We start from the raw sequence: 10986 nt of genomic DNA, 5'->3' as shown, positions 1-10986 counted from the left end.
CTACCACTCGAGTTCTTCTACTGGAACAGGATTTTCATTTGTATAAGCATTTAAAATCCTACCGTCTTTTAACTCTATTACTTCATCTGCCATTGGTTTTATAAGTGAATTATGGGTTATTATTATGACTGTAGAATTAAAATTCCTAGAAGCATCCTGGAGGAGTTTTAAGATATTTTTTCCTGTTTTATAATCAAGAGCACCTGTAGGCTCATCGCACAAAAGAAGCTTTGGATTTTTTGCTAAAGCCCTTGCAATAGCAACTCTTTGCTGTTCACCACCGGAAAGTTGAGAAGGGAAATTACCTTCTCTTTTAGAAAGTCCGACTTGGTCTAAAATCTCATCTGCATTTAAAGAATCCTTAGAGATCTCACTGGCAAGCTCTACATTTTCTAGGGCTGTGAGGTTTGGAATGAGGTTATAATGTTGAAATACAAAGCCAACATCATCTCTGCGATATTTGGTAAGGTCATTTTCATTAAGCTTGCTTAAATTTTTCCCGTCTATAATAACATCTCCGCTAGTCGCTTGTTCCATACCACCTATAATATTTAAAAGTGTTGTCTTTCCAGCACCTGATGCTCCGACAATTATCAATAACTTACCCTCATCGAGGTCGAAACTTATCCTATCGTTTGCTAATATTTCTGACTGGCCAGACTTATATTTTTTACTTACTTGGTTTAATTCTATATAAGACATAGAAACCTCTACTTTCTTTATCCTTATTCTTTATTTATACCCATTTTTAGGCAAAATAAAAGAGCCAAAGGCCCTTATATATTTTTAAATTTTTCTCTCACTTCTTGTATTTTTCCGCAAGTCATCTTGCCTTCAGGGCATGGACCTGATATACATGATGGACCAGCAGATGCGAAAACATTTGGATAAATATCTTTCACTAATTTTACCATCTGGTCAGACATCTCCCTTATCTCCCATTGGGCCCTGTTACAAGACCTAAGATTAAAAAAATGTAATAGTGTTCTTGCATTCATTGTAAAAACTATTTTTGTTTCGCATGCATTAGGAAAAACATACCTAGCATCTTCAATAGCCATCTTAGTAGCTTTTCTTTTTGCAGATTTTTCGTCTTCTCCCTCATTTAATAGGTCTTCATAGTGCTTTTTTGTAAGAATTTCTGCTAGCTTATCGTAAGCCTCTTGATCTTTTTCCATGGCTTCGATAAAAATCTTCCTAGCTTCTGGATTTTCCTTTATGTGACGAGGTATTACATATTCAAAACCATCTAGTTTTACATATCTTTGAGACTGTTGTGAATAAGAGGCAAGCCTATGACGAACAAGCTGGTGGGTTAAAGTCCTTGAAACGCCTTCAACTGCGAATGTAAAGGAAATATGCTCGATTGGACTTAAGTGCCCTAAGTTTGCAAGCATCTTTACATACTTAGCTATTGACTCAGGGTCTTGTTTTTTAGATATTTCATCAACTCCAACAGGAGAATAGCATAATTTTCCAGCCTGAGCTATTGTTTCTTCACCATTTTTTGTATAGTTTAATAAACTAACTTTTAATTTTGTTTCTGCCATAACTTCCTCCTAATATTTAAAAACATTATACCATTAATTTAATTTGGAGCTTTTTTTAATAATTTTTTATAAGACTTATCGATTAGAATAGCACCTAGAGGAGCAGTGATAATTATGCCTAAGACAGCTATAGATAAAATCGCCATCCCTGATCCAATTCCATTAGCAAGGGCAACTGATCCGATTGCTGCTTGGACAGTTGCTTTTGGTGTGTAGGCTAGAATCGTAAAAATCTTTTCATTTTTACTAAGTCTACTTCCAGCAACTGAAATAAATACTCCAATAGACCTAATTAAAAGTCCTAAGAAGATTAAGGCAATACCTATAAAGCCAATTCCTGTCATATATTTGATATCAACTTCTGCTCCAACAAGGACAAATAATAAAATTTCTGCGAAAATCCAAAGTTTAGCAAATTTTTCTGAAAGCCTTTCAACAACACCATCGTCTGCTTTTATCTTATAAGAAGAAGCCATAGCTATAACAGCTAAAAGACCTGAAATTGGGATTATTTCTTTAACTAGGCCTTCAAGACTTACAAGCAAGAAGGCAAGGGCTAAGATTATAATTACCTTAGAAGAATTCCTAATATAAGATCCATTTTTATATCTTCTTTCAAAAAATAAGTACAATAAATAACCAATTACGATACCAAATCCAATACCCAAGGTAATTGAAACTGGTACTTTTAATAAAGATTTAAAAGAAAATGCGCTTCCTTTGGCCATGGATAAAAAGCTTGAAAATAAAACCAAAACAAAAACATCATCACAAGATGCCCCCGCTAGTATCATTTGTGGAATAGATTCATCCTTGCCATAGCCTTCATCAATAAGTTTTACCATCCTAGGAACAACAATAGCTGGAGAAACCGCAGCCATAACGGCTCCCATCAATAATCCATCTATGAGATTTAAATCTAAAATCTTTGGGACAAAAATAGCATAGGCTAAAATCTCAAAACTTGCTGGTAGAAATGATAACAAAATTGCAGATCTGCCTACTTTTTTTAGATCTCCTATATCAAGGCTTAACCCTGCCTTTAATAAAATTACAATTAATGCAATAGTTCTTAAATCTGGTGATATTTTCAAAATATTAGCATCAAGTAAATTCAATACTTGTGGTCCTAAGATAATTCCTGTAAGAAGCATTCCAATTATCCTAGGTAGTTTTAACTTATCAAAGATTTTGGCAAAAACCATACCCACAATTAAAATAAGTCCGAGTGATAAAATCATAAACTCTCCTTTCTAATAAAAAAGCTGACAACCCTACAAAAATGTAGAAGTCATCAGCAAACGCGTTTTAGATTATAATTATCAAGGGAGTACTTCATTCCCTAAAATTATTATATGCACAAGTCCTATAAAATCAAATTATTTTTAATTAATAGGTTCAAAGTTTTTTCCAAAATCACTTGATTTATATTGTTTTTCATTGCCATTAATATCTTTACAAATAATTAAAAAAGACCCATCCTCTTTTACAGATCCAGAAATATCTGGGCTTGTATCAGGAATCTCCGATATAAATTTTATTTTTCCATCTTTAATATCAACAAAAAACCGCCTTGACCTGGCCCCTGCCCTATCTACTTCAAGAAGACCGAAATTTGAATTTGGAATTTCTTTTACATCCTCCAGAGCAAAATCATTTAGCCTTTGAGTTTGGCTTTGGATTTCTTTTTCATTTTCATTTTCTGCAGGTATTTTTACATCATTAGTCACTTTATCCTTGTTTAGATAAAATTTAAGACTCGCTCTTGTATCTTTGTTTGTTATTTGATCAAGGTTTTTAAAAGTTTTCTCACTATCCTCAAATGTCATCTTATCCATAGTTATAAAATCTTTCCTATAAACCACGTATTCAAAATCAACCCAGCCTTCATTTAAGAGATAATATTTTTCTCCTTCATAAGTAAAAGGAATATAGTCCTTAAAAGCAAAGATACTCATAATCAAAACCACATATCCTGCCAAAAAACCTATTCCAATCATAAGAAGAGTTGACAATAGTTTTAAATAAAAATTAATATTAAGGTCTGTAAATTTTAATATAAAATATATTTGAGATGCAAAAAATGACAGTATTCCTAGCCCTAAAAATATATTGTTAAATAGTGGAATAAATTCAATTTTTGCACACAAAATAAAGCACAAATATAACAAAGGAAAAGATCCTATGTATAAAATAAAATAAAAAATTCCTTTATTTTTTCTCATAATCAATCCTTATTAAATCATATTTTAAATAATTTCCAAACTTAACAAATAAAAAATTGTACTTCAAACAACATTATTTTGTAGCTTTACTTATTACAAAAATAATTATAGAAATAAAGAGTAAAAGAGTTCCTTTTATAATATTCATATCTATTTGAAAATTAAATATTAAAATACCTAAACAAATGTTCACTAATAATGATGGAAGCATTGATTTTAGGTTTTCTAACCCAATTCGCAAATCAACCTCAAAATTTCTTTTATATCCCCCATTATAAGACGGAAGTCCCTTGTGGGAAAATAGTAAAATAATATTTTCAACCCCAAGTATATAAAAAATTAAGGTAAATAATATTCTAAATTCAAAGTTTATTTTTCTAATTAAAAATATTTTGGAAATAATACCTATTACCAAGGAAGAGATAAGAATTATAAACCCTACAAATAAAATTGTAAAAATATTTTTACTCAATATGTAATTAAGTCTATCTTTTCTATTGTATAAATTTTTAAAATCATCATAAAAAAGAGCATCTGTTGTTATATATCTAAAAATCGCACTTGTAAGGACCCCAAGACCCAAACAAAAAATCCAATAAGGCATATTAAGAAAAGCAAAAACAAATAAAATTACCAATCCAAATATAAACCATAATAGGTCATAACTTCCATCATTTACAAAGAATTTCTTAACTGTTTTATTAAAAAAAATAGTATCCTCCTTTTATAATTTAAAAACTTTTGGCAAATCAGTTGTCAAGCCATCTACAACATCATCAAGGCCAATAATTACAAAATGAATTATTTCATCATCTCTAACATAGTCGACATCTTCTTTTAATCTATCGATCATTTCTGAATTTTTACTATAATAAAATGGATAATATTCGTCAGATGAATCAATCCGGCAGCTTGGTATATAGGATTCTGCTGTGTCTTGGTATAAGTAGACAGTTTCATCAAATAGAAGACCAATTTTATATAAACCTGACTCGCTTTCTAAATTCACTTTAAGTCCCTCATTATTCCAACTTATGTCGACAATGAAAAGTGGCTCTGGACTTAAATCTTCTATAATATACTTTTTAAAATTTTCCATATATACCTTTTTATTTTTATTATAAAATAAATTTACTTAATATGCAAAAATATACTTTAATATTATAATTTAGGATATATTTATATATTTAAAAAAACAAAAACAGCCCCGTAAAGAGCTGCTCTCATTGATTTATTCTGTTCTAATTAGATCAATTGTTGGTCTGTCTAAAATTCTCTTTAAGGAGAAGTGATAGATGATTAGGTTAATACCATAGACGACTAGTGAGAATCCTAGGAAGCTTTTGTAGTCATAATATTTTATTAAAGTACTCATTCTTAAATCAGAAGCGATTATCGATATTATAAACATAACTCCTAAGCTCACCATAATGGAAATTATAAAGGATTTTACCTGTTCTTCAATAAATTCCTTTTGATAGATGTTCTTTAACTCATCTACATCCATTCCACACGAGTAAAGACTTCCGATTTCTTTTTTTCTGCTCATGAGACTTAAATTAATGGATGAGTAGCCATTGGTAATATTTAGTACAAAAATAATCGATGCTATTCCTATTGCAAGTTTTATGAAACTTTTCACATCGTTATATTTATTTTTTGCGGTTTCCTCACCTGTTGTGATATTAAAGCGATCTTCAGGTGAAATTTGCTCTCTGATCATGGCCTCTACATATTCTTTTACATCTTTGGTATCAGAATCTTTTACCTTCATATTTAAAGTATAGGCATATTCTGTATATTTCTCATCTCCGGACTCTTCCATCAGTTTAAAATAAGTGTCAAAATCTGTATAAACTTTTACATCAAAAGGCATTGTTCTCGACTTATATTTTCCCAAATCTGTTATTGTCTTTGAAATTTCAATCGTCTTCTTATAATCATTTGCAAAGTTAATATCTAAAGTCTGTGGATTTTCGAAATATGGAATTCTCTTTGCCTTAGCTATTGGAATAAAAGAATCTTCTTGAATTGTATTGTAGAGGACAAATTCACCCTTCTTTCCTCCAAGTTCTTTTAAGTCTTTTTCTTCCAAGGCGATGATAAATCCATCCATACCATCTGCATTATATTTTTCTATATTCTTTCTAGCTTCCTCGTCTAAACCTACAGCCTTTGCTTCCTTTGAGAATTCGTTAGTATTTTCTACTTGAACATATTTATATTTTGAAATATAAGACTTGTCGCTAGGAATTTTATCGACAATTTCTTTTAATATTTTTGGGACTTGATTCTTTTCACTAAAATAATCCACGGAAAAATTATAGCCATCATCGTAATGAGAAAAATCTCTGTAGTATGTTGAGATGCCAATAGTGATTATAAATACAGAAATAATAATTATCCCTATTGAAGAAATATATCTCTGTGATTTTATTGAAGCTAAGTTGTTGAGTTTTAATTCCTTCCAAAAATCTTCGGCTCTTTTCTTCTTTGATTTTGAAAAATCTATATTCCCTCTTATACCGTCTATAATATTTATTGTAGAAATCTTTTTCGCAGGGGATTTAATTGCTAATGCTACAATCATAAAGGAAACGAAAAGTATCGCCAAACTTAATAAGGGATTAAATTTTATAACTTCAAAGGCACTTACTCCTTCTCCTTTTGTTATGTTTTTATACAAACAATACATAAAGAAAAATCCTGCAATATGTCCTAAAAATATTGGAATTGCAGTTATGATAAGTCCTTCCTTTAGAAGTAACTGATAAATTTGTCCATTGGTAGATCCTATGGACTTATAAATGGAAAACTCTCTAATCTTCCTAAGCCCCCAAACCCAAAAGATGTTTTTTATAAAAAACACAAAGATGGCTATACATCCAAGAACTGATAGTACAAGAACAGCCTGGCTCATTATGTTTTGTAAGGGTTCGTTTTCTACCCCATAATAGTTTATAAAACTTTCAGAAAATTCAAAAGTAACTTTTTTGCCCAAAGTCTGATTGATTTCTGCTTGAATTTTATCTCTATTTTTGTATGCTTCTTCAAATGAATGAAATTTTACAAAGGTTCTGAAAGTGGACATTTTATTTTGTAGGCCTAGAGCAAAAGTCAGTTTACTGTATTTGTTGTAGACATCTCCGTAAACACCGACTAAAGTAAAGCTTTTAGAACCCTGGCTCTCAAATTTTTCCCTATCAGTATTTGCACTTGTGGGACCTATCTCTTCGCCATCTAAAAATCTTTTGCCTAAATCAAGTTCTACCTCATTGCCTATTTTAAGTTTGTGTTTATTTACAAGGCTTTCCGATAAAACTATCTCATTTTCGTTTTCAGCAAATCGCCCTTTTTGAAGTCTTGAAAATTCTCGCATTTCATTGATATCTTTGTCTTGATAGTTAATGACTATTAAATCATCATTTAATTTTGCATTGTCCGGATGAAGAGACATTTTTCCGACCAAATCTATATCTTCAATAGACTTTAGTTTTTCAACATCTTCATTTGAAAGTTCTTCATTAATCTCCCCATGATAAAAACTTGAAGCCATGTAATATCCATAGTTTGCCCTCAAATTTGTATATCCGTAGTAAAAAATTACGGTGAAAAACAGACTTACAATAAATAATGAGATGAAAATAGGAAAAGTCTTCTTATTCATTTTTCTCATCTCCTATAATTTTCCCATCAACTATAGTGACAATTCGATCTGCTTCTAGGGCAATTTTTTCATCGTGGGTGATTAGGATAATTGTTTGTTTTAAGGTCTTATTAAAATATTTGAAGATTTCTATTATTTCCTTGGAGTTTTTCCTATCTAGGTTGCCAGTTGGTTCATCAGCTAAGATTATTGATGGTTTGTAGATTAAAGACCTTGCTATGGCAACTCTTTGTTGCTGGCCTCCAGATAGTTCACTTGGAAAGGAATCAAGTTTACTTTCTATGCCAAGTTTTTTTACTAGATCTTGTAAGACATCCTCATGGATTTTTCTCTTATCTAACTTTAAGGGTAATTCTATGTTGTGCCTTACTGTTAGATTTTGGATTAGATTATAAAATTGATAGATTAAACCTACTTTCCTCCTGCGAAATAGGGCCAACTCTTTTGAGGAATATTGGGAGATGTCATTACCATCTATGTAAACTTTTCCACCGCTTGGACTATCTACTCCTCCTATAATATGTAAGAGCGTAGATTTACCAGACCCACTAGGGCCTACAATGGCGACAAATTCTCCTCTTTCAATAGTAATGTCAACTCCATCTAAGGCCACTACCTTGGAATTGCCTTCCCCATATTCTTTTCTTAAGTTTTCTACTTTTAAAATTTCCATACTTTCCTCCTTAATTTAAGGTAAGTATATAAAAGTAAAGTGATTTTTAGGTGACATTATAAAATTTCATTTCAAATCTTGCACCCTCGTCAATATTTGAAACAGAAATTATTCCGTTATTCTTTTCAACAATTGTCTTCGCCATAGCTAGACCGATTCCAAACCCCTTTGAGTCTGGAGTTTTATAAAAGCGTTTAAAAATTTTTTTGATATCATCTTTTTTAATTCCTCCTCCATTATCCTCAATAATCAAAGATGTATAAAGTGGATTTTTGAAAGATGAAATAGAGATTATATTGCAAGAAGGTCTATTATCTGCATTTTTTAAGATATTAATAAGGGCTTCTGTTAGCCAATAAAAATCACCGAAAATAATATTTTCTTTTAAGTTATTTGATGTTTTTATACTTGTAGATTTTTTTATATCTAGGGCGTCTAAAGCGTAAGTCACTAATTCATCAAGATTAATTTCTTCCTTTTTCATAAGATCTTTATTGGCATCAAGGCTTGATAATTTAAGCAAAATATCTGACAAAGAATTTAATCTTTGAATTTGCCTTTTTAAGATTCCTATATCATCATTATCTGGGTAGTCAATTTCCAAATTTTCAACAGAAAAAATCATAGATGTAATTGGAGTTTTTATTTGATGGGCTATATCTTCTAGGTATTCTATTTGCTTTTCACTATTTTTGCTGGTGGTTTCCTTGGCTTCTACTATTTCTATAAAAAGTTTGTAAATTTTATCTTCCAAAATCGAAAAATCATCTTGCTTCATTGGTATTTTAAATTCTTGATTTTTCATATTTTCTATTAAATCGGTAAGCTCATTAATTCTCTTTTTCTTTCTTTTTTCTAAAAAATAATAAAGCGAAAAAAGACTTATTATCCAAAATACATATACCATCTAGTCCATCCTATAACCAATTCCCCTGACAGTTGATATAACTTCCCTATCAAGCTTTTCTCTAATTCTTTTAATAGTTGATGTGAGGGTGTTATCATTTACAAACTTATCCCTATCTTCCCAAAACATTTCAAGAAGTTGGCTCCTTGTATAAACTCTGTGGGAATTTTTAATAAATAAAAGTAAAATTTCATACTCAAGTGGAGTTAATTCAATATTTTCCCCTTTAAAATAAACTTTTGACTCGTTTAAATCTATTTTTATATCTTTATAAGAAATACTTTTATCTTGTGATATAGGCAGAGTCCTTAAAACAGCATCAATCCTCGCCCTTAATATAGCAAGTGAAAATGGTTTTGTTAGGTAATCGTCCGCCCCCTGATCCAAGGCTGCAATTATAAAATCTTCTTCATTTTTTACCGTTGTTACAATAACCCTGATGTCCTTTTCTTTTAATTTCTCTATCAGATGTTGACCATCTTTATCTGGTAGATTTATATCAAGTAGCGCTACATCAATATCAACATTCATCTTGAATGTCGCTTCATAAAAAGACTTGGCAAGTTCAACTTCATAGTCATTTTTTATTAAATATCTTTTCATTTGCAAGCCAATATCTTCATTATCTTCTATAATTAAAATTCTTTTCATATGCTTCCTCGTTTTAAAATAGTATTTACAATATACCCTTATTAATTTTTAAAGAAAAACACCTATTGTTTATAGGTGTCTTACTAAAATTTATGGTAGAAACATGCTGAATCCTCTAGATCCCAGGCTCCTTCTTTTGTATAAAAATAATAGGCAGGAGAATTTTTCAAAGTTGTAAAAAATGCCCCACTTATAGATTTTTTCTTTAATTGATTAATAGTTGTATTATACAGTTTATCCCCTAAACCTAATCTCCTATATTTTTCAGAAATGAAAAACTCATCAATATAATAGGTAGTTTCAGTGGCATATTTCCTAGAATGTCCCAGTATTGCTCCTATAATATTATTTCCATCTCCTATAAGATATCCAGTAAAGTTTGGAAAATTCAAAGTATCAGTTAAGGATTCTAAGGCTGTTTCTTCTGTCCATTTATCATTCCATGGCGGAGCATTATAGACTTCTACCATCAACTTTGATAATTTAGATAAATCTGCTTTTAAAATTTCCCTAATTTCCAAATTAACTCCTCCCTTATTTTTCTATATTTTTTAATTAATTTTTAATCGTCCATGAATTTTTTCAATCTTTCAGCGTATTCTTTTGGGCGTTCATGCAAAAATTGACCATGACCAAAGCCTTTAAATACTTCTACTGTCATTTGTGGTAAATATTTTTCCAAATTCTTTTGGCTTTTTGCTGGAATTGGCTCTTCGCTACCCCTCCAAAATAAAACGGGTTTAGAATATTTTTTTAAATTCTTAGAAAATTTGTAATGGTAAATATATTTGCAAACATTTTTAATAGTTGTATTGCTGATTTTTGGATACATCATTTCTATAATACTTGTATTATCCTTGCCCATGACCTTATCTAATAAATTCTTAGAAATTTTTATTCCTTTTTTTATCATATTTGTTCCTATGATAAAGGCCCAAGTATATATAAGACCCATCAAGTCAAGTTCTACAGTTATCGGTGCATCTAGTAGAACTTTTTCGACCTTAATATTGCCTCTAGAAATTAGGTCTACTGCAAGTGTGCCTCCCATTGAAAAACCACAAATCCCATAAAGCTCACCATTTAATTCATTGTTTATATATGCTTCAATATCTTTAATTGTTTTTTCCATAGAAACTAAATTATTTAACTTAGATTCACAATGCCCATCAAGTTCACAAAAAATCACATAATAATCAGTAAGATAAGGTAAAAGTGGCTTAAAACACAAATCTGCAGTTGATGCAAGACCGTGTATAAATAAAATTGATTTATTTGATTTTTCTCCATAACAAATAAAATTCATGATTTTT

At 30.4% G+C, this 10986-nt stretch carries 11 protein-coding genes and 1 riboswitch; all 11 genes read right to left on the bottom strand.

The window, feature by feature from the left end; genetic code table 11:
• Positions 1 to 702, bottom strand: a complete 702-nt coding sequence (locus K8P03_RS08335) for an ABC transporter ATP-binding protein (protein WP_223420227.1) — start codon at positions 700 to 702, stop codon at positions 1 to 3.
• Between the two features lie 74 nt (positions 703 to 776).
• Positions 777 to 1550 (bottom strand): FAD-dependent thymidylate synthase, encoded by a 774-nt coding sequence (gene thyX / locus K8P03_RS08330; RefSeq protein WP_223420226.1) that lies wholly within the window; start codon positions 1548 to 1550, stop codon positions 777 to 779.
• 38 nt (positions 1551 to 1588) lie between these two features.
• On the bottom strand, positions 1589 to 2791 hold the full coding sequence (locus tag K8P03_RS08325) for a cation:proton antiporter (protein ID WP_223420225.1): 1203 nt from the start codon (positions 2789 to 2791) through the stop codon (positions 1589 to 1591).
• 37 nt (positions 2792 to 2828) lie between these two features.
• Positions 2829 to 2902, bottom strand: a riboswitch (Fluoride riboswitch).
• A gap of 33 nt (positions 2903 to 2935) precedes the next feature.
• The gene (locus K8P03_RS08320) at positions 2936 to 3508 is read right to left on the bottom strand and encodes a hypothetical protein (RefSeq protein WP_223420224.1); all 573 of its coding nucleotides are present in this window, start codon (positions 3506 to 3508) and stop codon (positions 2936 to 2938) included.
• A gap of 991 nt (positions 3509 to 4499) precedes the next feature.
• Positions 4500 to 4874 carry a hypothetical protein gene (locus tag K8P03_RS08315; RefSeq protein WP_223420223.1) on the bottom strand — a complete coding sequence of 125 codons (375 nt, stop codon included), beginning with the start codon at positions 4872 to 4874 and terminating at the stop codon, positions 4500 to 4502.
• Between the two features lie 132 nt (positions 4875 to 5006).
• Positions 5007 to 7442 (bottom strand): ABC transporter permease, encoded by a 2436-nt coding sequence (locus tag K8P03_RS08310; RefSeq protein WP_223420222.1) that lies wholly within the window; start codon positions 7440 to 7442, stop codon positions 5007 to 5009.
• The gene (locus K8P03_RS08305) at positions 7435 to 8115 is read right to left on the bottom strand and encodes an ABC transporter ATP-binding protein (protein WP_223420221.1); all 681 of its coding nucleotides are present in this window, start codon (positions 8113 to 8115) and stop codon (positions 7435 to 7437) included. Before K8P03_RS08305 ends, K8P03_RS08310 begins: the two co-directional genes overlap by 8 nt.
• Positions 8116 to 8161: 46 nt before the next feature.
• Positions 8162 to 9022, bottom strand: a complete 861-nt coding sequence (locus tag K8P03_RS08300; protein WP_223420220.1) for a sensor histidine kinase — start codon at positions 9020 to 9022, stop codon at positions 8162 to 8164.
• A complete protein-coding gene (locus K8P03_RS08295; protein ID WP_223420219.1) occupies positions 9023 to 9673 on the bottom strand; it encodes a response regulator transcription factor in 651 nt (216 codons plus the stop codon).
• An 83-nt stretch (positions 9674 to 9756) separates the two neighbouring features.
• Positions 9757 to 10194, bottom strand: a complete 438-nt coding sequence (locus K8P03_RS08290; RefSeq protein ID WP_223420218.1) for a GNAT family N-acetyltransferase — start codon at positions 10192 to 10194, stop codon at positions 9757 to 9759.
• Positions 10195 to 10235: 41 nt separating this feature from the next.
• On the bottom strand, positions 10236 to 10979 hold the full coding sequence (locus K8P03_RS08285) for an alpha/beta fold hydrolase (RefSeq protein WP_223420217.1): 744 nt from the start codon (positions 10977 to 10979) through the stop codon (positions 10236 to 10238).
• Positions 10980 to 10986 lie beyond the last annotated feature (7 nt).

Origin of the sequence: Anaerococcus murdochii, assembly GCF_019957155.1 — a bacterium.
GTDB lineage: Bacteria > Bacillota > Clostridia > Tissierellales > Peptoniphilaceae > Anaerococcus > Anaerococcus murdochii.
The sequence above is the reverse complement of the archived record's forward strand: the minus strand, read 5'-3'. Positions and strand labels throughout refer to the sequence as shown.

Coding starts and splice junctions, on each gene's coding strand:
- K8P03_RS08300 (WP_223420220.1), bottom strand. CDS start 9,022: ATGGTATATGTATTTTGGATAATAAGTCTTTTTTCGCTTTATTATTTT.
- K8P03_RS08315 (WP_223420223.1), bottom strand. CDS start 4,874: ATGGAAAATTTTAAAAAGTATATTATAGAAGATTTAAGTCCAGAGCCA.
- K8P03_RS08310 (WP_223420222.1), bottom strand. CDS start 7,442: ATGAATAAGAAGACTTTTCCTATTTTCATCTCATTATTTATTGTAAGT.
- K8P03_RS08305 (WP_223420221.1), bottom strand. CDS start 8,115: ATGGAAATTTTAAAAGTAGAAAACTTAAGAAAAGAATATGGGGAAGGC.
- K8P03_RS08325 (WP_223420225.1), bottom strand. CDS start 2,791: ATGATTTTATCACTCGGACTTATTTTAATTGTGGGTATGGTTTTTGCC.
- K8P03_RS08285 (WP_223420217.1), bottom strand. CDS start 10,979: ATGAATTTTATTTGTTATGGAGAAAAATCAAATAAATCAATTTTATTT.
- K8P03_RS08295 (WP_223420219.1), bottom strand. CDS start 9,673: ATGAAAAGAATTTTAATTATAGAAGATAATGAAGATATTGGCTTGCAA.
- thyX (WP_223420226.1), bottom strand. CDS start 1,550: ATGGCAGAAACAAAATTAAAAGTTAGTTTATTAAACTATACAAAAAAT.
- K8P03_RS08320 (WP_223420224.1), bottom strand. CDS start 3,508: ATGAGTATCTTTGCTTTTAAGGACTATATTCCTTTTACTTATGAAGGA.
- K8P03_RS08335 (WP_223420227.1), bottom strand. CDS start 702: ATGTCTTATATAGAATTAAACCAAGTAAGTAAAAAATATAAGTCTGGC.